The following is a 21,785-nucleotide window of genomic DNA, read 5'->3' as shown; positions in this document are numbered from 1 at the left end:
GGTGGCCACCGGAGGCGGCGCCCACTGGAATCCGCAGTCGCAGCGCTGGGAGTGGGCGGAGCAACCGCCCCCGCCCCCGCCCTCGTACCCGCCGCCGCGCCCGCCGGCGGGCGGCCCGGGCGGGCCGGCCGGTCGGGACGGGCCGGGCGTTCCGGGTCCGCACCGGCCGTGGAAGGTCCCGCTGCTGGTGGCCCTCGGGGCCGCGGTGGTGGGCGGCTGCGCCGTGGCGGGCTGGCTCGTCCTGCGCGACGAGGAGCCGAAGGCACCCGCCGCGGCCCCCTCGGCCTCGGGAAGCCCGGCCGCGCCGTCCGGTGCGGGGCCGAACACGGCCCCGGGCGCCACGTCGTCCTCCCCGCCCTCCGCGTCGCCCTCGGTCCCGCCGCCGTACACGGTGGTCCGCGACGACGCCGGCTTCTCGGTCGCCGTCCCCGCGGGCTGGGAGCGCAGCCTCGACGAGGACGGCAGCGGCTCCTTCTACCGCCGGCCCGGGGACCGCAGCGCGCTGATCCAGATCTTCCGCGTCTCCGAGCCGGACAGCGTCGGAACGTGCGAGCTGCTGCGGATCTCCTCGCAGGACCTCGGGCAGCGGCGGCCCGGCTACCAGGAGGTCTCCCTGGATCCGACGCCCGGCGAGTCCTGCGAGCTGGTCTACGAGTACGACAACCAGGAGTCGCACGGACGCCGCCGCGCGATCGAGCGGATCACCGTCGCCCCGGACGGCGGGCGGTGGGCGCTGCTGGCGGCCGGCCCGGCCACCGACGGCACCGCGGTGCGCGCGCACCTGACGGCGGCCGTGGAGTCGTTCCGGCCGCGGTGACCGCGACGGCGCGACGGCCGCGCCGACGGGGCCTACTTGTACATGCCCGGCGTGTAGTGGCCCGGCACCATGCGGGTGGTGACGCCGATGCGGTTCCAGACGTTGATCGTCGCGATGACGGCGATCAGCTGGGCGAGCTCGCGCTCCTCGAACTGCGCGGCGGCCTTCTCGTAGACCTCGTCGGGCACGAAGCCGTCCGTCAGGACGGTGACGGCCTCGGTGAACTCGATCGCGGCGAGTTCCTTCTCGGTGTAGAAGTGCCGGGACTCCTCCCAGGCGCCCAGCTGGACGATGCGCTCGACGCTCTCACCGGCGGCGATCGCGTCCTTGCTGTGCATGTCGAGACAGAAGGCGCAGTGGTTGAGCTGGGAGGCCCGGATCTTGACGAGCTCGACCAGGGCGGGGTCCAGACCCTTCTTGGAGGCGAGCTCCAGGGCCAGGACCGCCTTGTAGACCTCGGGGGCGAGCTTCGCCATGTGCATGCGCGGGGTGTGCTCGGGGGCGTGTGCGTGCGTGGTCGTCATGTGATCGACCCTAGGAGACGGGCGGCCCACCGATATGGTCCATTTCCATGACGGAATCGTGGGCCACTTTCGGCGCCGACCTGCACCTGCAGCTGGACCTCACCGCCGGACGCGGCCTTCGGGCCGGACTCATCGAGGCCCTGCGCGAGGCCGCGCGCGGGGGCCGGCTGGCGGCCGGGACCCGGCTGCCGTCGTCCCGCTCCCTCGCCGCCGACCTGGGCATCGCCCGGAACACCGTCGCCGAGGCGTACGCCGAGCTCGTCGCCGAGGGCTGGCTGACGGCCCGCCAGGGCTCCGGCACCCGCGTCGCCGAACGGGCCCGACCGCGCCGCCCCGCGGCCGCCGTCCCGCTGCGGCGCCCCGCGCGCAAGGGGCCCGCGTACAGCCTGATCCCCGGCTCCCCGGACCTGGGCGGATTCCCGCGCGCCGGCTGGCTGTCGGCGGCTCGGCGCGCGCTGACCGACGCGCCGAACGAGGCCTTCGGGTACGCGGTCGACCCGCGCGGGCGCATCGAGCTGCGGCAGGCACTGGCCGGATACCTGGCGCGGGCGCGCGGGGTGTACGCGGACCCCGAACGGATCGTGCTGTGCGCGGGATTCCTGCACGGGCTCACGCTCCTGGCGGGCGTGCTGCGGGCGCGGCGGGTACGGGAGGTGGCCGTGGAGGGGTACGGGCTCGACTTCCACCGGGACCTCCTGGTCCGGGCGGGGCTGCGGACGCGCCCGCTGGGCGTGGACGCGGAGGGAGCCCGGACGGGGGAGCTGACCGCGACGACGGGCGCGGTGCTGCTGACCCCGGCGCACCAGTTCCCGACGGGCGTGGCCCTGACCCCGGTGCGGCGGGCGGCCGCGGTCGACTGGGCCCGGACCACGGGCGGGCTGATCCTGGAGGACGACTACGACGGGGAGTTCCGCTACGACCGCCAGCCGGTCGGCGCGCTCCAGGGCCTGGACCCGGACCGGGTGGTGTACCTCGGTACGGCCAGCAAGTCCCTGGCGCCCGGGCTGCGGATGGGCTGGATGGTTCTCCCGCCGGGGCTGTCGGAAGAGGTGGCCGCCGCGGGCGGGCCCGCGGGCTGGGCGTGCGGCGCGCTGGATCAGCTGACCCTGGCGGAGTTCATCACCTCCGGGGCCTACGACCGGCACGTGCGCGGGATGCGGCTGCGGTACCGGCGGCGCCGGGACGAGCTGGTGGCGGCGGTGGGGGACCGGGTGGAGGTGTCGGGCATCGCGGCGGGGCTGCACGCCGTGCTGGACCTGCCCGGGGGGACGGAGCGGTCGGTCCTGCAGTCGGCGGCCTGGCAGGACCTGGCCCTGCACGGGCTGGGGCGGTTCCGGCACCCGGAGGCGGTTGCGCTGCCCGCGCGGGACGCGGTGGTCGTGGGCTACGGGACGCCGTCGGACAGCGCGTGGTCGCCGACGCTGGCCGCCCTGGCCGCGGCGCTGCCGTGACGTGCGGCGCCTGTGCGGGGCGGCAGCCCCTGAACCCCCGCGCCTCAAGCACCGGCGAGGCTGGGGGATCGCCTCGAACGCCGGCGGGGCTGAGGGATCGCCTCGAACGCCGGCGGGGCTGGAGGGTCGCCTCAAACGCCGGCGGGGCTGGAAGAGCGGCCCCCGGTCAATGCTCCGCGGGAGCCGGCGGTTCGCCGAAGCGGGCCAGGGCCAGGGAGCCGGCCACCGCCACCACGAAGCCCGTCACCGCCAGCCAGGCCAGGCCCTCGCGGGTGCTGTCGCCGAGCCAGGCCACGCCCACCACCGCCGGGCCGATCGTCTCGCCGAGGACCATGCCCGCCGTCGCCACCGTCACCGAGCCGCGCGCCAGGGCCGAGGTGAGGAGCAGGAAGGCCGCGCCGCCGCCCAGCAGGAGGGCGTACAGGGCGGGGTTGCGCAGGTCCCAGGGGGAGTCGATGAGCCGTACCGACACCTCCACCACCCCGAAGCCCGTGCCCGCCGCGAGGCCGAGGACCAGGGCCCGCGGCCCGTCCGGGAGCCGGCCGGCGACCACGCCGACCAGCAGCACCAGCCCCGCCACCGCCAGCAGCCCCAGCTTCAGCGCGAGCGATCCGGTCCCCGTGCCCTCCTCCCCGGCGGACAGCCCGAGCATCAGCAGCCCCGCGCACACCACCGCCACCGCGGCCCACTCGGTCCGGGACAGCCGCACCCGCAGCAGCCGCGCCGCGACCACCGCCGTCACCGCCAGGCTGGCCGCCAACGCCGCCCCCACCGCGTAGATCGGGACGTGCCGCAGGGCGATGATCTGGAGCACGAAACCGGCTCCGTCGAGGGCCAGACCCGCCAGATACCGCCACTGCCGGACGGCCCGCAGGAACAGCGCCGTGTCCACCCCGGACCCGGTACCCGGCTCCGCCGCCCGCGCCGCGACCGCCTGCAGAACCGACGCAGTACCGAAGCAGACCGCCGCACCGAGCGCGCAAATCATCCCAATGAGCACGAAGCGACTCTAGGTCACGGATCTCACGGCGGCCGGATTCCATCGGCCGGTGACCCCGCTCTACTCTGTCGGCAGTACGCGATGCCCCAGGGGGAACAGCAGACATGGACAGCAGCAGCACCAATCAGCGCCGCATGCGCTCCGGAGCCGTCGCCCTCGGAGGCATGGGCCTGCTCGCCGCCACGCTCGTGGCCTGCGGCAGCAGCGACGAACCGGACAAGCGCTGCGCCTCCCGTTCGACGCTCCAGCACCTGAACAACAAGGAGTGCAAGAGCGGCGGCACCGGCTCGTACTACTACGGCGGCTACGTGGCCGCCGGCAAGGTTTCCGGCGGCAGCTTCGACAAGTCCGCCGTCACCCGCGGCGGCATCGGCGGCCACTCCAGCTCCGGCTCCAGCGGCGGCTGACCGCCACCATGCAGCGGCACACCATCGAGCCCCGTCCCGACTGGCAGAAGACCGTCGAGGAGCAGGGGGTGATCTACCCCCTCACCCGCTACCCCGACGACTCCCTGCGCCCCTACTGGGACGAGAGCGCCTACTACTCCTTCACGCTCCCCGAGGTGGAGGCCCTGGAGAACGTCGTCGAGGAGCTGCACGCCATGTGCCTGGCCGCGGCCGCGCACATCGTCGAGCACGACCGCTTCGCCGACCTCGGCATCACCGACCCGAAGCTCGCCGCGCTGATCGCCGAGTCCTGGCGACGGCGCGCCGAACAGCCCTCCCTCTACGGTCGGTTCGACCTGCGCTACGACGGCAGCGGCAGCCCGGCCAAGATGCTGGAGTACAACGCCGACACGCCCACCTCCCTCGTGGAGGCGGCCAGTCCGCAGTGGTTCTGGATGGAGGAACGCTTCCCCGGCGCCGACCAGTGGAACTCCCTCCACGAGCGCCTCGTCGACGCCTGGCGGCGCCAGGCCGAGCTGCTCCCGCCCGGCCCGCTGCACTTCGCGCACTCCGAGACCGACGAGCTCGGTGAGGACCTGATGACGGTCGCCTACCTCCAGGAGACCGCCGAGCAGGCCGGCCTGGACACCCAGGCGCTCTCCGTCGAGCAGATCGGCTGGGACAGCCTGTCCGGCCGGTTCGTGGACGAGAAGCTCCGCTTCATCCGCTCCTGCTTCAAGCTCTATCCGTGGGAGTGGCTGGCCACGGACGAGTTCGGCCCGCAGGTCCTCGGCACCTACGACCACGGCGGCGGCTCCGGTTCCACCTGCTGGATCGAGCCGCTGTGGAAGATGCTGCTGTCCAACAAGGCGCTGCTGGCGATCCTGTGGGAGCTCTTCCCGGAGCACCCCAACCTGCTGCCCGCCTATCTCGACGGCCCGCGCGAGCTCGCCGAACCCGGGTCCAGCGGCTACGTGGCCAAGCCCCTCCTCGGCCGGGAGGGCGCGGGCGTCACCCTGCACGAGGCGGGCGAGGGCGCGGAGCCGTTCGTACCGGAGGAGGGGGAGCGGTACTGCTTCCAGGGCCTGGCCCCGCTGCCCGACTTCGACGGCAACCGGGTGGTGCTCGGCGCGTGGGTCGTCGAGGACGAGGCGGCGGGGCTCGGCATCCGGGAATCGGCGGGGCCGGTCACGGACGAGTACGCCCGCTTCCTGCCCCACGTCATCCTCTGACCGCCCGGGACGGGACTACGCGCCGAGCACCGACCGGAGCTGGGCCAGGCCCCAGTCCAGGTCCTCCTTGCCGATCACCAGCGGCGGGGCGATCCGGATCGTCGACCCGTGGGTGTCCTTCACCAGCACCCCGAGCTCCATCAGCTTCTCGGAGATCTCCCGGCCGGTGCCCCGCGAGGGGTCGATGTCGACGCCCGCCCACAGCCCGCGACCGCGTACGGCGGTCACCGCACCGCCGCCGACCAGCAGGTTCAGCTCCCGGTGCAGGTGCTCGCCCAGCTCGGTGGCGCGGCCCTGGAACTCGCCGGTCCGCAGCATCGCGATCACCTCCAGGGCGACCGCGCACGCGAGCGGGTTCCCGCCGAAGGTGGACCCGTGCTCCCCGGGCCGGAACACCCCGAGCACGTCCCGGTCGGCGACGACGGCGGAGACCGGCACCACGCCGCCGCCGAGCGCCTTGCCGAGGATGTAGACGTCCGGGACGACCCCCTCGTGCTCGCACGCGAAGGTCCGGCCGGTGCGCCCCAGCCCCGACTGGATCTCGTCCGCCATGAAGAGGACGTTCCGCTCGCGGGTCAGCTCCCGTACGCCGCTCAGGTACCCGGCGGGCGGCACCAGCACCCCCGCCTCGCCCTGGATCGGCTCCAGCAGCACGGCCACGGTGTTCTCGGTGACGGCGTGGGCCAGCGCGGTGAGGTCCCCGTACGGGACGATCTCGAAGCCCGGTGTGTACGGGCCGAAGTGGTCACGGGCCTCGTGGTCCGTGGAGAAGGAGACGATGGTCGTGGTCCGCCCGTGGAAGTTGTCCGCGGCGACCACGATCTTGGCGTGCCCGTCCGGGACGCCCTTGACCTCGTAGCCCCACTTGCGGGCGGTCTTCACCGCCGTCTCCACGGCCTCCGCCCCCGTGTTCATGGGGAGCACCATCTCCTTGCCGCACAGTGCGGCAAGCTCGGTACAGAAGTCGGCGAAGCGGTCGTGGTGGAAGGCGCGCGAGGTGAGCGTGACCCGTTCCAGCTGGGCGCGGGCGGCGTCGATCAGACGGCGGTTGCCGTGCCCGAAGTTGAGGGCCGAGTACCCGGCGAGCATGTCGAGGTATCTGCGACCCTCGACGTCGGTCATCCAGGCGCCTTCGGCGGACGCGACGACCAGGGGCAGCGGATGGTAGTTGTGCGCACTGTGGGCGTCCGCGGCGCGGATGGCATCAGCAGTTGTCGACACGGGGTCTCCGATCGTCCGTCCGGCGGGGTGAGCGCCGGTGCAGCGGTGACGAGGGTGGCGTCACCTTCTTATCGTCGCTCGTATCCCGGACGCAGAAACCTCTCTCCCGGCGCGCCCGCTAAGGTGTCCGATACGCACGGCGACTGGCGTACGGGGAACCAACTCCGGGGGAGTCGTGCGCGCTCGACCGCATACAGGGCCGCTCGCCTGGGCCTCGCGGGGTACCGATCACATCGACCCCGGAGGAGCCCGCCATGTCCGCGAGCCGCCATCCCGCCCTTCTCTCCACCGACCCCGAGCTGGCGTCCTTCGTCGCGGCGGAGGAAGTGCTGCAGGCGCAGACCCTGCGTCTGATCCCCAGTGAGAACTACGTGTCCGCGGCCGTCCTCGAAGCCTCCGGCACCGTGCTGCAGAACAAGTACAGCGAGGGCTACCCCGGCCGCCGCTACTACGAGGGCCAGCAGAACATCGACCGCGTCGAGGCGCTGGCGATCGAGCGGGCCAAGGGCCTGTTCGGGGTCGACCACGCCAACGTGCAGCCGTACTCCGGCTCGCCCGCCAACCTCGCCGTCTACCTGGCCTTCGCGAAGCCGGGCGACACCGTGATGGGCATGGCCCTGCCGATGGGCGGGCACCTCACCCACGGCTGGGGCGTCTCGGCGACCGGCTCCTGGTTCCGGGGCGTGCAGTACGGCGTCCGGGCCGACACCGGGCTCATCGACTACGACGCGGTGCGTGACCTCGCCCTCGCCGAGCGACCCAAGCTGATCTTCTGCGGCGGTACCGCGCTGCCGCGGACCATCGACTTCGCCGCCTTCGCGGAGATCGCGCGGGAGGCCGGCTCGATCCTGGTCGCCGACGTGGCCCACATCGCGGGCCTGATCGCGGGCGGCGCGCACCCGTCCCCGGTGGACCACGTCGACGTCGTCTCCACCACGACGCACAAGACCCTGCGCGGTCCGCGGGGCGCGATGCTGATGTGCCGCGAGGAGCACGCGAAGGCCATCGACAAGGCGGTCTTCCCGGGCCTGCAGGGCGGCCCGCACAACCAGACGACGGCCGGTATCGCGGTGGCACTGCACGAGGCGGCCCAGCCGTCCTTCACGGCGTACGCGCACCAGGTCGTCGCCAATGCCAAGGCGCTGGCCGCGGCGCTGCTGCAGAAGGGCTTCGACCTGGTCTCGGGCGGTACGGACAACCACCTGATCCTGATCGACCTGACCGGCAAGGACGTGCCGGGCAAGATCGCGGCGAAGGCGCTGGACCGGGCGGGGATCGTCGTGAACTACAACACGGTGCCGTTCGACCCGCGCAAGCCGTTCGATCCCTCGGGGGTGCGGATCGGTACGCCGTCGCTGACGTCGCGGGGGCTGTCCACGGAGCACATGCCGCTGGTCGCCGACTGGATCGCCCGGTCCGTGGACGCCGCCGCGAAGGGGGACGAGCAGGCCCTCGCCGCGATCCGCGCGGAGGTCACGGACCTGATGGCCGCCTTCCCGGCCCCGGGCCTGCCGCTCGCCTGACCCGCGGCGCCGTTGCCGGGGCTCCGCCCCGGACCCCGCGCCTCAAACGCCGGCGAGGCTGGATTTTCCAGCCCGCCCGGCGTTTGAGGGCGTTCCTCGGCCGGAGGCACGAGGTGCGGGTCGGATCCGGCCGGATGCGGGCCCGAGCCCGCCCCCGCACCTGAGAGAATGAAGCCATGGCTTCTGATCGTCCTCGCGCGCTCTCCGGCATCCAGCCCACCTCCGGCTCGTTCCACCTCGGGAACTACCTCGGAGCCATCCGCCAGTACGTCGCCCTGCAGGAGACGCACGACGCCTTCTACATGGTGGTCGACCTGCACGCGATCACCATGCCGCAGGATCCGAAGGACCTGCGCGCGAACACCCGGCTCTCCGCGGCGCAGCTGCTGGCCGCCGGCCTGGACCCCGAGCGCTGCACCCTCTTCGTCCAGAGCCACGTGCCCGAGCACGCGCAGCTCGGCTGGGTCATGAACTGCATCACCGGCTTCGGCGAGGCCAGCCGGATGACCCAGTTCAAGGACAAGTCCGCCAAGGGCGGCGTCAACAGCGCCAGCGTCGGCCTCTTCACGTACCCGATCCTGCAGGTCGCCGACATCCTGCTGTACCAGGCGAACGCCGTCCCGGTCGGCGAGGACCAGCGCCAGCACATCGAGCTGACCCGCGACCTGGCGGAGCGCTTCAACCAGCGCTACGGCTCCACCTTCACCCTCCCCGCCGCGCACATCGTCAAGGAGGTCGCGAAGATCTACGACCTCCAGGACCCGGCGATCAAGATGTCGAAGTCCGCCTCGTCCCCCAAGGGCCTGATCAACCTCCTCGACGAGCCCAAGGTCACCGAGAAGAAGATCAAGAGCGCGGTCACCGACACCGAGGCCGAGATCCGCTTCGACGCCGAGAAGAAGCCCGGTGTCAGCAACCTGCTCACGATCTACTCCACCCTCTCGGGCGAGACGATCGCCGAGCTGGAGGCCAGGTACGAGGGCAAGGGCTACGGCGCGCTGAAGACCGACCTGGCCGGCGTGATGGTCGATTTCGTCACACCGTTCAAGAAGCGGACCCAGGAATACCTGGACGACCCGGAGACGCTGGACTCGATCCTGGCCAAGGGCGCGGAGAAGGCCCGCGCCGTCGCCGCCGAGACGCTCGCGCAGGCCTACGACCGCCTGGGTCTGCTGCCCGCCAAGCACTGACGAACGCAACTACGGACAGAGAGCCCTGGCACGAACGGGGGTGCTGCCGCCACACTGGGGCGGCAGCAGTCCACAGCGACAAGCGGAGGAGAGATACGTGGGGACCGTAACGCTCGGCGTTTCGATCGCGGTCCCGGAGCCGTACGGCAGCAAGCTCCAGGAGCTGCGCGCGGGCTTCGGGGACGCAGCCGCGCACGGCATCCCCACGCATGTCACCCTCGTCCCGCCCACCGAGGTGGAGGCGGACCGGCTCCCCGCGATCAGGGCCCACCTGGTCGAGGTCGCCGCCGCCTCCCGAGCCTTCCGGATGCGGCTGGCCGGCACGGGAACCTTCCGCCCCCTCTCGCCGGTCGTCTTCGTCAAGATCGCCGAAGGGGCCTCGGCCTGCACCCGCCTCCAGAGCGAGGTCCGCGACCCCCAGGGGCCGCTCGACCGCGAGCTGGCCTTCCCGTACCACCCGCACGTCACGGTCGCCCACGGGATCTCCGAGGAGGCGATGGACCTGGCGTTCACGACCCTCGCCGGCTACGCCGCCGAGTGGGTGTGCTCGGGCTTCGCGCTCTACGAGCAGGGCTCGGACGGGGTCTGGCGCAAGCTGCGCGAGTACCCGTTCGGGAGCGGGCCGAACTGCGTCCCGGCGCAGGCGGGCTCACCCGCCGACCACGCCGCCGGGACGGCCGGCGGCGCCGGGGCGACCGTACCGCCGTCCTGACGGAGCGGGCGCGCGGCCAGGGGCCGCAGGGTCAGGGGGAGCCGGGCGATGCGCCGGGCACGGAATCTCAGCCTTCGCAGGACCAGGGTGTGGAACGGGCGACCCGTAGGGCGCGTATCGGGAAAAGTCACAATCGACGACCGTAGCCGCCGGAACCGACAATCCCGGCTATTTCCGTCGGCTGAATTACGGTGACCCCATGGACTGGCTGACGAAACTCCCGGTGATCGGGCCGCTCGCGTCCCGTCTGATGCGGACGCACGCGTGGCATTCGTACGAACGCCTCGACCGCGTCCACTGGACCCGCCTCGCCGCCGCCATCACCTTCATCAGCTTCCTCGCCCTCTTCCCGCTGATCACCGTGGCCGCCGCCGTCGGCGCGGCGCTGCTCAGCCCCGAACAGCTGGACCGGCTGGAGAAGAACCTCTCCGAACAGGTCCCGGGCATCTCGGACCAGCTCAACATCGAGGGGCTCGTCGACAACGCCGGCACGGTCGGCCTCGTCGCGGGAGCCCTGCTGCTGGTGACCGGTGTCAGCTGGGTCGGCTCCATGCGGGACTGCCTGCGGGCGGTCTGGGAGAAGGACGACGAGGACGACGGGAACCCGTTCGCCCGCAAGGGCAAGGACGCGCTCGTCCTCCTCGGCCTCGGCGGTGTGGGCCTGGCCTCGGCGGCCGCCTCCATCCTCGGATCCAGCGCGGTCGGGAAGACCGCCGAATGGCTGGACATTCCCCGCGAGGGCGCGGGCGGGGCGCTGCTGCGCGCCCTCGCCTTCCTCGTCGGCGTCGTGGCCGCCTTCCTGCTGCTGCTCTACGTCCTGACCCTGCTCCCCGGCGTCCACCCGCCGCGCAGCCGGCTGATCCAGGCGGCCCTGATCGGCGCGGCCGGCTTCGAACTGCTGAAGCTGCTGCTCAGCGGCTATATGAGGGAGGTAGCGGCGAAGAGCATGTACGGGGCCTTCGGTGTGCCGATCGCCCTGCTGCTGTGGATCAACTTCACGGCGAAGCTGCTGCTGTTCGTCTCCTCCTGGACGGCCACCCGCGACGGCGAGGGCGCGGACGGCGCGGGTGGCGCGGGCGGCGACGGCGCGGAAGACCCTCCCCCGGGGCCTCCGGCCGCCGCGCGCCCGGCCTGAACGCACCGGTGGCGCATCGGTGTGGGGCCCGACGCGCCACCGGAGGACCGCCGGCGGGAGGCTCTACCAGGTGCCGTTCCCGCAGCCGTACACCCACCGGTGCGAGGCGGCGTTGTCGTGGACCGCCCTCCCCTGACCGCTCGCGTCCCCGTTGCGGGTCCAGTTGAAGGTGTGCGCGTTGCTCCGCAGGTTCCATTCGGTGCCGTAGCCGATGCAGGCGTACGCGCCGGTGTTGCTCTCGTTGTAGTAGATGTTGACGTGGTCGCGACCGCCGGCGCTGCCGCTGTTGCGCACCCAGTCGACCTTGTTCTTGACCTGGTACGGCCAGTCGTTGGAGTTGCCGGCGTTCTGGTAGAGGTAGTTGTAATCGTCGGAGTAGGCACAGAAGTTCGTGTAGCCGCAGCCACCGTCGGCCTGCGCCGCGGTCGGAACGGCCACCACCGCCGCGCCGGCGATCGCGAGCCCCGCGAGGAGCGTCCTGAGCTTGTTCATGTGGGGTCCCTCCCAATGAGTGCCGTGCATGGTTCACCGCCGGTCGGCGGTACGCGATGTCAGCTCCCGGCGTGCCGGGCGACCACATCGCGAGCTGTGGGCAGGGCCGCCACCTGCATCCGCCGCATGGCGTCGAAGGCGGCCCCGTGTTCGGCGCGGATCATGTCCGAATAGCGCCGGTGCAGGTCCTGTGCGGTGTCGGCGAGGCCGGTCGAGCGGGCGCACTCGGCCTGGGCGGTGGCCATCGGTACGTCCTCGGCCTCGGCGGCCGGGCCCTTGCGTGCCAGTTGTCCGTCGCGCTGCCGGACCGGGTGTTCGGCCGGGAAGCCGCGCCGGCCCACGCATGCGCTCCAGCCGGCCAGCGCCGTCCGGAACGCGGGGTCCTGGTCGACCCGGCCGGTACGCACCGCGCCGAGCTGTTTCACGGTCTCGCTCGCACCGAACCACAGGCGTACGTCCCCGTACAGCTGCCGCCAGGACGCGGTGACGCAGCCCTGGTCGCTGTGGCTCAGCGTGCCGCCGCCCGGGTTCTCGACGGCCAACCCCTTCGCGTCGGGCCCCATGAGCGCCACCCCCAGAGCCTCCAGCCGCTCCGGGGGGAGCCCGCTCTGGTACCGGGCGCGCGGGCCCGCCGCCGCCTCCTCGTCCAGCTGTTGCTCGATCCGGCGCCCGAAGCCGTGGCCGCGGGCCCAGTCCACGTCGTCGACGCCGTACGGGAAGTCCCGGAGGTCCGGGTGCGGCACGCGCGGGACCGGCCAGTACGAGAATCCCTGCGCCCGCATGCAGTCCTGGACGAGCAGTTCCCCCGCGGTGTGGAGCAGGTCCAGTTCGGCGGTCTCCAGGGCGCGCGCCGGGGCCGGCCGCCCGGCGCCGCCCGCCGGGAGCGCGGTCCAGGCCGCCACGGCGAGCAGCGCGCCACAGGCCACCGTGACGGCGGCCGACCATCTCCTGCGCATGGCAGGACCCCCTTCCCGCCGGCCTCATGCCGACGGGAGTGAGCAAACCCTGCCGAAGTCCTCTGGTGTACCTGTGAGTTGATAGGTGGTGCCGCTCCCGGAACCGGGCTAGGTCGGTCCGGGTCCGGTTCCGGCAGGGCTCAGATCAGCTCTTCGCCCCGGCCGCGGCGGCCGCGGGGCCAGCGGCGGTTGATCACGAAGGCACCGCCCGCCAGTACGGCCAGCGCACCGCCCGCGACACCCAGCGCGGTGCCCGCGCCGCCGCCCGCGTTCTTGCCGGCCGCCGACGGGTCGTTCTCGTGCGACTGGGCCGGGGAGCCGTGCGAGGAGGTGTCCGCGCTCTTCGGCGGCACCAGCTCACCCACCGGCTTGACCTTGCCCGCCGCCGCGAAGCCCCAGTCGAAGAGCGCGGCGGTCTCCTGGTAGACCGAGTTCGCGCCGGCCGTTCCCGGGTTCATCACCGTGACCAGCAGCTTCCGGTCGCCCTGCTGCGCGGCTCCGGTGAAGGTCGAGCCCGCCATGGTGGTGTTGCCGTTCTTCACCCCGGCGATGCCCTTGTAGGGGGCGATGCCGCCGGCGCCCGTCATCAGCCGGTTGGTGTTCTGGATCTCGAAGTGGTCCCGCGGCTTCCCGGGCTCCTGCAGCCCGGGGAACTTCGCGCTCACCGTGCCGCAGTACTCCCTGAAGTCCTGCTTCTGCAGTCCGGAGCGGGCCACGAGCGTCAGGTCGTACGCGCTCGACACCTGCTCGGGGGCGTCGTACCCGTCGGGGGACACCACGTGGGTGTCCAGGGCCTGCAGCTCCTCGGCGTGGGCCTGCATGTCCCTGACGGTCTTCTCGACGCCGCCGTTCATGGCCGAAAGTACATGCACGGCGTCGTTCCCCGACCGCAGGAACACCCCGAGCCACAGGTCGTGGACGGAGTACTCGAGGTCCTCCTTGACCCCGACCAGGCTGCTGCCCGGGCCGACGCCCTCCATGTCCTTGTCGGTGACCTTGTGGATCCGGTCCTTGGGCAGGGTCGGCAGCACCGTGTCGGCGAAGAGCATCTTCATGGTCGAGGCCGGGGGCAGCCGCCAGTGCGCGTTGTGCGCGGCCAGCACCTCGCCGGACTCCGCGTCCGCGACGATCCAGGACCGCCCGGTGAGGTTCGTCGGCAGCGCGGGAGCGCCCGGCAGCAGGTTCACCTGGGTCCCCGGTTGGCCGAGCAGGGATCCGCCGACCGTGGACATCGAGACGGGTGGGGCGGGGGCCGGCGCCTTGTCCGGTTGGCCCTTCGCGTCGGCCGGCGGGGTCGGCGCGGCGTGCGCGGGGGCCACCAGCATCGTGGGGACCAGCAACGCGGCGGAAAGGACCGTCAGCGCGGTCGTCTTGGCAGACACGCAGGTGAAAGTACATCCCGATGAGCTGGAGGACGCTGCGGACCGGCCAATTCGAGGCAACCACCCCCGGGACAGCCCACCCCGGCGCGTCCGTCCTGGGGACGAATCGGATACTGAAGGCATGAGACTCAGCCGTACCGCCTCCTGGTTCCTGCTCGCCTTCGGGGTGTGGAGCTGGTTCATCTGGGTGTCTTTCGTCCGGAACCTGTGGAAGAACGGCAGTGGCCTGGCCTTCGATGCGGCGGGCGACCCCACTTCCTACTTCTGGGTGCACCTGACGCTCGCGGTGACCTCCTTCCTTCTGGGGACGGCGGTCGGTGTGCTCGGGTTGCGCAGCGTCCTCGCCCTGCGGCGTGAATCACGTACGGACCTGGCCGACGGGGTCGACGGGGCAGACGGGGTGGACGGGGCCGGCCGCGCGGGCCGTGCCGACCGCGCGGGCCGTCCGGGCCGTCCGGATTCGGACACCTCGGCATGACGATCCTGATCTTCGCCCTCGTCGCACTGGCGGTCTGCGCCCTGCTGGTCCTGGTCCACCGCTGGCTCTGGGTCCGCCTGGTCCGCGACACCACCACCCCCGGCGGCCGGACCCGGCGCATCGGCACGGCCTTGGCCATCGTCCTGCCCCTCCTCTCCGTGGCCGCGCTCACCACGGGACGCGCGGGCGCCCCCTTCTGGCTCCAGCAGACGGTGGCCTGGCCCGGGTACCTCTGGCTCGCGGTACTCCTGTACCTGACCCTGACGATGCTGGTAGCGGAGCCGATCCGCGCGCTGTCGTTGCGCCGTCCGGCCCACCGGGACGCCACCGGACCGGCGGCCGAGCGGCCCGAGCCCGTGGAGGTGCCCGCCGCGGCGGCGCCCGCGGCCGCCCCGGTCGCCACCGAGCGCCCCGCCGTGGCCGACGGGCTGAGCCGGCGCCGGTTCGTCGCCCGTACGGTCGGCGGGACGGCCGCCGCCGTGGCCCTCGGCACCGTCGGGGCCGGGACCTACGGGGTCCTGCGCGGGCCCAGCGTGAAGCGGGTGCGGGTTCCCCTCGCCAAACTGCCGCGTGCGGCGCACGGCTTCCGGATCGCCGTCGTCAGCGACGTCCACCTCGGCCCCGTGCTCGGCCGCGCCCACACGCAGCGCATCGTCGACACGGTCAACCGCACCCAGCCCGACCTCATCGCCATCGTCGGCGACCTCGTCGACGGCAGCGTCCCCGACCTCGGGCACGCGGCGGAGCCGCTGCGCCTGCTCGACGCCCGTCACGGATCGTTCTTCGTCACCGGCAACCACGAGTACTTCTCCGGCGCCCAGCAGTGGATCGACCATGTCCGCGATCTGGGGCTGAACCCGCTGGAGAACGCCCGCAAGGAGCTGCCCCACTTCGATCTCGCCGGGGTCAACGACATCCAGGGCGAGCGGGAGGGCAAGGGACCCGACTTCGGCGCGGCCCTCGGCGACCGGGACCGGACGCGGGCCTCCGTGCTCCTCGCGCACCAGCCCGTCGTCATCCACGACGCCGTCCGTCACGGCGTCGACCTCCAGCTCTCCGGCCACACGCACGGCGGCCAGCTCTGGCCCGGCAACTACCTCGCGGAGCTCGCCAACCCCACCGTCGCCGGTCTGGAGCGCTACGGCGACACCCAGCTCTACGTGTCCCGCGGGGCCGGAGCCTGGGGGCCGCCGGTCCGGGTGGGGGCGCCGTCCGACATCACCGTCGTCGAACTCGCCTCATTTCAGGCCTGATCCGTCCCAAACCTCGTCAGAGCCTTCGCCAACTCGCCTTCCGGTGGCTGATATTCCGTGATGGGATGACCGTTAATCGGACAGCGCGTCGCTGTCATCGGGTCATGGGGTGGGGTTCAGGGGATGCGGTCTGTCCGCTCGAAGGTGATCGCGGCCGGGCTGGTCCTCGGCGTGGTCGGTGTGGGTGTCTGGCAGTTGTTGCCCGAGGACGGCGGCGGGCGCGGTGCCGTCCGGGTCGGGACGAGTGACGTGGTCTCCTCCCTCGACCCCGCCGGGGCGTACGACGCCGGTTCCTGGGCCCTGTTCAGCAACATCTACCAGTCGCTGCTGACCATCAAGCCCGGTTCCGACGCCCCCGTGCCGGACGCCGCCGCCTCCTGCGGCTTCGTGGGCCAGAAGCTCACCGTCTACCGGTGCGAGCTGCGCCCCGACGTGAAGTTCACGGGCGGCCGCGCCATCACCGCCGAGGACGTCAAGTACTCCTTCGACCGCATCAAGGCGATCAACTCCGACCAGGGGCCGGCTCCCCTCTTCAACACCCTGGAGTCGGTCCAGGCCGAGGGGCGCACGGTCACCTTCACCCTCTCCGCCGGTGACGCCACCTTCCCCTTCAAGATCGCGACGGGCGCCGCCGCGATCGTCGACAAGGACAAGTACCCGGCGAAGTCCCTGCGCGAGGACGGCAAGGTGGACGGCTCCGGGCCGTACGCGCTGGGCGAGTACAAGGCCGGTACGAGCGCCGAGCTCAAGCCCAACGGCTCGTACAAGGGCCAGGGCAAGGCCGCCCACACGCCCGTCACCGTCAAGTACTTCAAGGACTCCGGGCAGCTCGACCAGGCATGGAAGGCCCACCGGATCGACGTCGCCCACCGGGACATGCCGCCCACGGTGCTGGCCGGCCTCAACCCGGGCCTGAAGGACACCCGCTACCAGGCCTCCGGCGGCAGCGAGACCCGCTCCATCGTCTTCAACGTCCGCCCCGGCTCCACTGCGGCCCCGCTCGCCGTCCGCCAGGCCGTCGCCGCCGTGCTCGACCGTTCCAAGGTGGCCGTGGAGGTCCACAAGGGGACCGTCACCCCGCTGTACTCCCTGGTCCCGGCGGGCATCGCCGGCCACAGCACGCCGTTCTTCGACGCCTACCCGGCGCCGAACGTGGCCACCGCCAAGAAGCTCTTCAAGGACGCCGGGATCACCTCGGCCGTCCACCTCAACCTCGGCGTGAACGTCCGCGGCGCGAACCTGCCCGAGGCCGAGGAGCTCAAGAAGCAGCTGGAGGCCACCGGCCTCTTCCAGGTGACGATCAAGCCGGTCGAGCAGTGGAACGACTTCCAGAAGGGGTACGCGGCGGGTGAGTTCGACGCCTACACCATCGGCTGGATCGCGGACTTCCCGGACGCGGACAACTTCCTCGCCCCGCTCGTCGGCGCCGACTCGTCCATGAACAACGGCTTCTCCGACAAGCACGTGGACGAGTTGATCACCCGCACCCAGTCCCACTCGGAGCGGAGCGAGGCCGCCGCCGAGTTCCGCGACCTGCAGAAGCTGGTCGCCCAGCAGGCCCCGATGGTGCCGATCTGGCAGAAGAAGGACTACGTGATGTCCCGGGAGGACGTCACCGGAGCCCAGTACCTGTCCGACGGCACCGGCGTCTGGCGGCTGTGGGAACTCGACTGGCTGTAGCCGGCGCGCCCCCGGCGGCTACGTGCGCCGTGTCTTCGGTTCCTCGTCGGGGTACGGGTCCGAGGCCCTGCGCCGGGCTCCCGCCGTGGCCGTCTGGGCCATGCCCGGCAGGAAGTCCGCGAACAGCTCGTGCACTTCCCGCACCAGCGGCCGCAGCACCCGGAACCGGGCCAGGACGATGCCCCGCGTCGTCAGCTGCGCGCCGCGCTCGGCGAGCCGCCGCGTCTTCTCGCTGTTCGGGGAGCGGTCGAAGACCCAGTACAGGACCAGGCCCATCTGCGCGAGCCACATCAGCTCCGGCAGTACGTCGGCCAGCTCGGCCGGCACCTTCGTCTTCGCGCCCGCCAGCACCTCGCGGTGTATGGCGATCGCGGCCTTGCGCGCCGTTTCGGATTCCGGCGAGAACGGGCTGAGCGGACTCTCCGGGTCGGCGGCGTTCTTGAAGAACTGCGAGGCGAACTCGTGGTACGGCGCGGCGATGTCGAGCCAGGCCGTCAACACGCCCGCGTACCGCTTCTGCAGGTCGGTCTCGTTGTCCAGGATGGGCCGGACCGCCGCCTGGTGGGCGGCGCCGATCCGGTCGTAGAACCCCTGGACCAGGTGTTCCTTCGACTCGAAGTAGTAGTAGGCGTTGCCGACCGAGACGCCGGCCTCCTTCGCGATACCCCGCATCGTCGTCTTGTCGAAGCCGCGCTCCTGGAAGAGGCGGAGCGCGGTTTCGAGGATGAGCGTGCGGGTCTGCTCGCTCTTGGGAGCCTTCTGATCAGTCACGGTGTATGAGCCTATCGGGGGACGGCGCAATGGTCGTCACAGGCCGGTCCTTCGGAGCCCTCGGGGTGACCCCCGGTACGGACGGCCTGCCGCCAGGCGGAGGCCGTGTACATGGCCGCCCGGGCGAAGGGCCGGCCGGCCGGGGTGGCCAGCCAGTTCGCCTTCGGCCGGTGCTCGGCCAGCGCCCACAGGCACACGATGAAGGCCTCGGTCCCGGTCCACACCTGCCCCGAGTCCCCGACGACGGTGATCTCCCGGAGCGTGGAGGCGTGGTCGAGCCGGGGGAACCGGCGGCGCGCCTCCCAGGATCCGGCGGGCACCAGCGCGAGCGGGACCAGCCACCGCTGCGCGAGCAGCCAGTGCCGGATGTGCACGCAGAGCGGGCAGTCGGCGTCGTAGAGGACGGTCAGGCGCCGGACGGCGGCGGTGGCGGTCGGCACGGCTCAGGCCCCGACCGGCGCGGTCCACGCCTGCGGCGGGACGGGCGGGGTCTGCTGGCGCTCCATGATCCCCCGGCGGCGCATCCGGTTCAGCGCCCACACGTTCCCCAGGTGCATGACGCCGAGGACGAGCAGGACGACGCCGAGCTTGACCGAGAGCGCCTCGAAGAGGGCCCGGGGGGTCACGATCTCCTCGCTCGACCGGAGGTAGAGGGTCACGAAGCCGATGTTCACGAGGTAGAAGCCGACCACCAGGAGCTGGTTGACCGCGTCGGCGAGCTTCTCGTTCCCGTGCAGGACGTCACCGATGAAGACGCGACCGTTACGGCTGAGCGTGCGCGCCACCCAGACGGTGAGGGCGATGCTGATGAGCAGGTAGATGACGTACGTGACGACGGTGAGGTCCATTGTCCCCAGCTCCTTTGAACGTGTTCAAACTGCTGACAGGGATGACTGTAGGCCTCTTTTTGAACAAGTTCAAGCGATGTTCCGGGGGTGCCGCGGAACCGGTTCGCGAGCAGCGCGAGCGCGGGCGTCGCGGGGGAGGGGGTGGGCCGGGCCGACGGCCGGCGGAACTCGCCGCGCAGGAGGCCGGGGCGCACGTCGAGGCCGGGCGGGAGGGACGTGCACGCCTTCTGCCGGCCCGGCGCGGCCGGGAGTGCCCGCGCGCGATCAAGAAGCCGAACCGTTGGCCCGGCCTGAGGACCCGAGCCGGAAGAGCGGTACTCAGGGGAACCCGAGCCTCGTCACCGCCTGAGGAGTAGGTGACGAGGGACCGAGGATGGCGGTCGGCTCCTCGGCTAGGGCCCTGGCGAGGGCAGCGGCGGCCTCTGGCTCGTCGCGGGTCCCACGACGGTGCCCAGGTCCGCAGAACGTCTGGGCTGCGGGCTCAGGTCAGCCGATCCAGTCTCGGAATCGGGCGTGTGACGGTCCGCACGCGCCGTCGGCCACGGCATCCTCGTAAGCCTGCCTGGCTGCGGCTTCCATCTCTTCCGCCGAGGTGCCGGCGGACATGAGGGCCCCCGAGCCGATCGCGCATCGCGGATGGACCGGCTGAACGGCGTACCAGCCGAAGGCGACAACGGCGGCCAGCACGGCCACGGTGATGAAGCGGCGTCCGGGTGTGTGGAAGAACGGATTGATCACCTGTGGATGGTACGGAGGAGCGTGCCTGACCCGCCGGCCCGCTCCGCACCCCATCACACACGGGGCACCGCAAGGGCCGCCCGGGCCTTGGCCCGACGGCCGGCCCAGGGCCTGCCCTGCGGAGCGTGCGCCTTACATGCTCAGCGAACGCGCGTAGTTCAGCTGGCCCATCACCCACTGGTAGGTGTACGCGTCCACCGCCGGGATCATCGTGGAGTGGTGGCGGCCGCCGCTGGTGACCGTCACCTGGATGTAGCCGGTGGTGGTCTTCTCCTTCATCAACAGGAAGAGCAGGCCGAGCAGGCAGAAGAGGAAGAAGACGATCGCCAGCACGATCGCGTGCGGCGGGATCTTCTCCTCGGTGCGCGAGAAGTCCGTCGCGTTCCACATCGCGCCCCGCAGCGGCATGTTGCCCGAAGGGGTGATGATCTGGTCCCCCGCGATGGTGATGTCACCGAGGGACAGACCGGCTCCGCCGACAGGAGCGGGGGCGTTGTAGGCGGGGGCCGGGATGCCGGCGCCGCCGATGGTCGGCTGGTAGGCCGGGGGTGCCGGAGGCGCCGGGTAGGGCTGCGGGTAGCCGTAACTGGCCTCGCCGGGGCCCCACTTGTAGTCGCCCTGGCCGGGCGTGGCGGGCGTGCCGGGCTGACCGCCCTGGCCGGCGGGGTCGCTCGTGTACGGATTCGGCTGCTGCTCGCTCATGCCGCCGATCCTTCCACAGGGACTCGCGCCCTGTACCCCCGGTCCCGCAACCCAGGTCAGAGCGCCGCGCCGACCAGAGCCACGATCCGCCCCCGCACCAACTCGCGGTCCTCGCCTGCCGGAAGGAAGGAGTAGACCAGTGTGCGACGACCGCCCTCGGTGGCGAACACCCCGCTCGTGGAGCGGCCCATGGAGCCGGTCTTGCCCCAGACGACGGTGCCGCCGATCTCGGCGCGCATCAGCCCGCCCGTGCTGAAGCGGTCCACCGCGCCCTCGGACAGCGCCGGCATGGCGAACAACTGCCGCTGCTGGGCCGGCTTCAGCAGCCGGCCGCGCAGCAGGCCGGTCATGAAGCGCTCCAGGTCGGGGGCGTTGGAGAGCATGCCGCCCTCGGCCCAGGCCCACGGCTCGATCTCGCCGCCGTCGGCGAGCACCGGGCCGGGGACGGTGCGGTCACCGGGTTTCGGGGAGTACGTGTGGCGCAGCCCCAACGGCCGGGCGATGCGGCGCCTGATCTCGTCGGCGTAGGAGCGGCCGGTGACCTTCTCGACGACCATGCCGAGGAGGAAGTAGTTGGCGCCGTTGTACCGCTGCACGCGCACGGGGTACTGGGGCGCGGCGCACTTCGGGTCGGTCCAGTGGGCGACGACCTGCTCCGGGGTCGGCGCCTCGCCGGCCACGAACTCCACGCAGGGCTCCTGGATGCCACTGGTGTGGCTCAGCAACTGGCCGACGGTGATCGGCTTCCAGTGCGCCGGAAGGGTGCCCGGGAGGAGCTCCTGGACGGGGGTGTCCAGGGTGAAGCGGCCCTCGCCGACGAGCTGGAGGACCAGGGTGGAGGTGAACAGCTTGGTGATGCTGCCGATACGGAAGTTCGCGGCCGGGTCCCGCGAGAGCGGGCCGGTGGCCGCGGTCCATCCGGGACCCGTCCCGCCCACCCGGACCATGGTGCCGCTCGCCACGGCGTCGGGCTTCATCAACGCGGTCAGGGCGGCGGTGTCGACCGGGTGGTACGCCCGGGCGGCAGCGGTCCCCGGTGCGCCCGGCAGCTCGGTGGCCGAGGCCGGCAGGACGGCGCCGGCGGTGACGGAAGCGAGGGCCGCGCCGGCGAGGACCAGGGCGGTCCAGCGGGTCCGGCGGGTGGCGGCGGGAGCGGAGTACGCGGTCTTCGGCATGTACGGAAGTCTGTTGCGGCCAAGATCCACCGACCATGGGTGAAGACCCCCACCGGACCCTGAGGGGCCCCTGACCGCCGCTGGGGGCCCGCACCGCCCGTTGTCGGTGCTCGCCCCTA

At 72.2% G+C, this 21,785-nt stretch carries 22 protein-coding genes, 1 pseudogene and 1 riboswitch; of the genes and pseudogenes, 11 read left to right on the top strand and 12 right to left on the bottom strand.

Annotation, left to right across the window (positions count from 1 at the left end):
- Position 1 precedes the first annotated feature (1 nt).
- A complete protein-coding gene (locus ACWG52_RS14985) occupies positions 2-817 on the top strand; it encodes a hypothetical protein (protein ID WP_390169046.1) in 816 nt (271 codons plus the stop codon).
- Between the two features lie 32 nt (positions 818-849).
- Here ACWG52_RS14985 and ACWG52_RS14980 read toward each other — a convergent pair whose 3' ends face one another.
- Positions 850-1,341 (bottom strand): carboxymuconolactone decarboxylase family protein, encoded by a 492-nt coding sequence (locus ACWG52_RS14980; RefSeq protein WP_389807667.1) that lies wholly within the window; start codon positions 1,339-1,341, stop codon positions 850-852.
- A 47-nt stretch (positions 1,342-1,388) separates the two neighbouring features.
- Between ACWG52_RS14980 and pdxR the strand changes: the two genes are divergently transcribed.
- The gene (gene pdxR, locus ACWG52_RS14975; protein WP_390138826.1) at positions 1,389-2,792 is read left to right on the top strand and encodes a MocR-like pyridoxine biosynthesis transcription factor PdxR; all 1,404 of its coding nucleotides are present in this window, start codon (positions 1,389-1,391) and stop codon (positions 2,790-2,792) included.
- A 166-nt stretch (positions 2,793-2,958) separates the two neighbouring features.
- On the opposite strand, the gene ACWG52_RS14970 is transcribed toward pdxR, so the two are convergent.
- Positions 2,959-3,780: a DMT family protein gene (locus ACWG52_RS14970; protein WP_375944274.1), complete on the bottom strand. Its 822-nt coding sequence runs from the start codon at positions 3,778-3,780 to the stop codon at positions 2,959-2,961.
- 116 nt (positions 3,781-3,896) lie between these two features.
- Between ACWG52_RS14970 and ACWG52_RS14965 the strand changes: the two genes are divergently transcribed.
- A complete protein-coding gene (locus ACWG52_RS14965; RefSeq protein ID WP_030712669.1) occupies positions 3,897-4,199 on the top strand; it encodes a hypothetical protein in 303 nt (100 codons plus the stop codon).
- Positions 4,200-4,207: 8 nt separating this feature from the next.
- Complete coding sequence (locus ACWG52_RS14960) at positions 4,208-5,410, top strand: glutathionylspermidine synthase family protein (RefSeq protein ID WP_389807663.1); 1,203 nt, start codon at positions 4,208-4,210, stop codon at positions 5,408-5,410.
- A 15-nt stretch (positions 5,411-5,425) separates the two neighbouring features.
- Here ACWG52_RS14960 and rocD read toward each other — a convergent pair whose 3' ends face one another.
- Positions 5,426-6,631: an ornithine--oxo-acid transaminase gene (rocD, locus tag ACWG52_RS14955; protein WP_365267319.1), complete on the bottom strand. Its 1,206-nt coding sequence runs from the start codon at positions 6,629-6,631 to the stop codon at positions 5,426-5,428.
- Positions 6,632-6,760: 129 nt separating this feature from the next.
- A riboswitch (ZMP/ZTP riboswitch) is annotated at positions 6,761-6,851 on the top strand.
- A gap of 34 nt (positions 6,852-6,885) precedes the next feature.
- Here rocD and ACWG52_RS14950 point away from each other — a divergent pair.
- The 4 genes from ACWG52_RS14950 to ACWG52_RS14935 all read left to right on the top strand — a co-directional run bounded on the left by ACWG52_RS14950 (position 6,886) and on the right by ACWG52_RS14935 (position 11,191).
- On the top strand, positions 6,886-8,154 hold the full coding sequence (locus tag ACWG52_RS14950) for a serine hydroxymethyltransferase (protein ID WP_389807661.1): 1,269 nt from the start codon (positions 6,886-6,888) through the stop codon (positions 8,152-8,154).
- Between the two features lie 176 nt (positions 8,155-8,330).
- A complete protein-coding gene (gene trpS, locus ACWG52_RS14945) occupies positions 8,331-9,344 on the top strand; it encodes a tryptophan--tRNA ligase (protein WP_389807660.1) in 1,014 nt (337 codons plus the stop codon).
- A gap of 97 nt (positions 9,345-9,441) precedes the next feature.
- Entirely contained in the window at positions 9,442-10,056 is a 615-nt protein-coding gene (locus ACWG52_RS14940) for a 2'-5' RNA ligase family protein (RefSeq protein ID WP_389807658.1), read from the top strand.
- 199 nt (positions 10,057-10,255) lie between these two features.
- Positions 10,256-11,191 carry a YihY/virulence factor BrkB family protein gene (locus ACWG52_RS14935; protein WP_453128903.1) on the top strand — a complete coding sequence of 312 codons (936 nt, stop codon included), beginning with the start codon at positions 10,256-10,258 and terminating at the stop codon, positions 11,189-11,191.
- Positions 11,192-11,254: 63 nt separating this feature from the next.
- Here ACWG52_RS14935 and ACWG52_RS14930 read toward each other — a convergent pair whose 3' ends face one another.
- From ACWG52_RS14930 to ACWG52_RS14920, 3 genes are all read right to left on the bottom strand, one after another.
- On the bottom strand, positions 11,255-11,683 hold the full coding sequence (locus tag ACWG52_RS14930; RefSeq protein WP_389807655.1) for a hypothetical protein: 429 nt from the start codon (positions 11,681-11,683) through the stop codon (positions 11,255-11,257).
- 59 nt (positions 11,684-11,742) lie between these two features.
- Positions 11,743-12,639, bottom strand: a complete 897-nt coding sequence (locus ACWG52_RS14925; RefSeq protein ID WP_390138830.1) for a hypothetical protein — start codon at positions 12,637-12,639, stop codon at positions 11,743-11,745.
- A gap of 140 nt (positions 12,640-12,779) precedes the next feature.
- The gene (locus tag ACWG52_RS14920) at positions 12,780-14,021 is read right to left on the bottom strand and encodes a D-alanyl-D-alanine carboxypeptidase family protein (protein WP_389807652.1); all 1,242 of its coding nucleotides are present in this window, start codon (positions 14,019-14,021) and stop codon (positions 12,780-12,782) included.
- Positions 14,022-14,142: 121 nt separating this feature from the next.
- Here ACWG52_RS14920 and ACWG52_RS14915 point away from each other — a divergent pair.
- The 3 genes and pseudogenes from ACWG52_RS14915 to ACWG52_RS14905 form a co-directional block, all read left to right on the top strand.
- Positions 14,143-14,379, top strand: a pseudogene (locus tag ACWG52_RS14915) (SCO4848 family membrane protein); the annotation flags it as partial.
- Between the two features lie 116 nt (positions 14,380-14,495).
- Positions 14,496-15,752 carry a metallophosphoesterase gene (locus ACWG52_RS14910; protein ID WP_453128902.1) on the top strand — a complete coding sequence of 419 codons (1,257 nt, stop codon included), beginning with the start codon at positions 14,496-14,498 and terminating at the stop codon, positions 15,750-15,752.
- A 123-nt stretch (positions 15,753-15,875) separates the two neighbouring features.
- Positions 15,876-17,432 carry an ABC transporter substrate-binding protein gene (locus ACWG52_RS14905; protein WP_389807648.1) on the top strand — a complete coding sequence of 519 codons (1,557 nt, stop codon included), beginning with the start codon at positions 15,876-15,878 and terminating at the stop codon, positions 17,430-17,432.
- Positions 17,433-17,450: 18 nt separating this feature from the next.
- Here the strand turns inward: ACWG52_RS14905 and ACWG52_RS14900 are convergent, their stop codons facing one another.
- The 6 genes from ACWG52_RS14900 to ACWG52_RS14875 all read right to left on the bottom strand — a co-directional run bounded on the left by ACWG52_RS14900 (position 17,451) and on the right by ACWG52_RS14875 (position 21,666).
- Positions 17,451-18,203 (bottom strand): TetR/AcrR family transcriptional regulator, encoded by a 753-nt coding sequence (locus tag ACWG52_RS14900; RefSeq protein ID WP_389807646.1) that lies wholly within the window; start codon positions 18,201-18,203, stop codon positions 17,451-17,453.
- 11 nt (positions 18,204-18,214) lie between these two features.
- Positions 18,215-18,643, bottom strand: a complete 429-nt coding sequence (locus ACWG52_RS14895; protein ID WP_390138836.1) for a thiol-disulfide oxidoreductase DCC family protein — start codon at positions 18,641-18,643, stop codon at positions 18,215-18,217.
- Positions 18,644-18,646: 3 nt separating this feature from the next.
- On the bottom strand, positions 18,647-19,051 hold the full coding sequence (locus ACWG52_RS14890; protein ID WP_389807642.1) for a hypothetical protein: 405 nt from the start codon (positions 19,049-19,051) through the stop codon (positions 18,647-18,649).
- A gap of 486 nt (positions 19,052-19,537) precedes the next feature.
- Entirely contained in the window at positions 19,538-19,789 is a 252-nt protein-coding gene (locus tag ACWG52_RS14885) for a hypothetical protein (RefSeq protein ID WP_390138837.1), read from the bottom strand.
- Between the two features lie 132 nt (positions 19,790-19,921).
- Positions 19,922-20,491, bottom strand: a complete 570-nt coding sequence (locus ACWG52_RS14880) for a hypothetical protein (protein ID WP_389807640.1) — start codon at positions 20,489-20,491, stop codon at positions 19,922-19,924.
- 56 nt (positions 20,492-20,547) lie between these two features.
- Positions 20,548-21,666: a serine hydrolase domain-containing protein gene (locus ACWG52_RS14875; RefSeq protein ID WP_389807638.1), complete on the bottom strand. Its 1,119-nt coding sequence runs from the start codon at positions 21,664-21,666 to the stop codon at positions 20,548-20,550.
- Positions 21,667-21,785 lie beyond the last annotated feature (119 nt).

It is taken from the genome of Streptomyces sp. CLCI03, from assembly GCF_053615355.1.
The sequence above is the reverse complement of the archived record's forward strand: the minus strand, read 5'-3'. Positions and strand labels throughout refer to the sequence as shown.

Bases quoted from the DNA above. Each gene is read 5' to 3' on its own strand.
- ACWG52_RS14910 (WP_453128902.1), top strand. From the start codon at position 14,496: ATGACGATCCTGATCTTCGCCCTCGTCGCACTGGCGGTCTGCGCCCTG.
- ACWG52_RS14925 (WP_390138830.1), bottom strand. From the start codon at position 12,639: ATGCGCAGGAGATGGTCGGCCGCCGTCACGGTGGCCTGTGGCGCGCTG.
- ACWG52_RS14880 (WP_389807640.1), bottom strand. From the start codon at position 20,491: ATGAGCGAGCAGCAGCCGAATCCGTACACGAGCGACCCCGCCGGCCAG.
- ACWG52_RS14980 (WP_389807667.1), bottom strand. From the start codon at position 1,341: ATGACGACCACGCACGCACACGCCCCCGAGCACACCCCGCGCATGCAC.
- pdxR (WP_390138826.1), top strand. From the start codon at position 1,389: ATGACGGAATCGTGGGCCACTTTCGGCGCCGACCTGCACCTGCAGCTG.
- ACWG52_RS14950 (WP_389807661.1), top strand. From the start codon at position 6,886: ATGTCCGCGAGCCGCCATCCCGCCCTTCTCTCCACCGACCCCGAGCTG.
- ACWG52_RS14970 (WP_375944274.1), bottom strand. From the start codon at position 3,780: ATGATTTGCGCGCTCGGTGCGGCGGTCTGCTTCGGTACTGCGTCGGTT.
- trpS (WP_389807660.1), top strand. From the start codon at position 8,331: ATGGCTTCTGATCGTCCTCGCGCGCTCTCCGGCATCCAGCCCACCTCC.
- ACWG52_RS14930 (WP_389807655.1), bottom strand. From the start codon at position 11,683: ATGAACAAGCTCAGGACGCTCCTCGCGGGGCTCGCGATCGCCGGCGCG.
- ACWG52_RS14890 (WP_389807642.1), bottom strand. From the start codon at position 19,051: ATGGACCTCACCGTCGTCACGTACGTCATCTACCTGCTCATCAGCATC.
- ACWG52_RS14960 (WP_389807663.1), top strand. From the start codon at position 4,208: ATGCAGCGGCACACCATCGAGCCCCGTCCCGACTGGCAGAAGACCGTC.
- ACWG52_RS14905 (WP_389807648.1), top strand. From the start codon at position 15,876: ATGCGGTCTGTCCGCTCGAAGGTGATCGCGGCCGGGCTGGTCCTCGGC.
- ACWG52_RS14965 (WP_030712669.1), top strand. From the start codon at position 3,897: ATGGACAGCAGCAGCACCAATCAGCGCCGCATGCGCTCCGGAGCCGTC.
- ACWG52_RS14935 (WP_453128903.1), top strand. From the start codon at position 10,256: ATGGACTGGCTGACGAAACTCCCGGTGATCGGGCCGCTCGCGTCCCGT.
- ACWG52_RS14875 (WP_389807638.1), bottom strand. From the start codon at position 21,666: ATGCCGAAGACCGCGTACTCCGCTCCCGCCGCCACCCGCCGGACCCGC.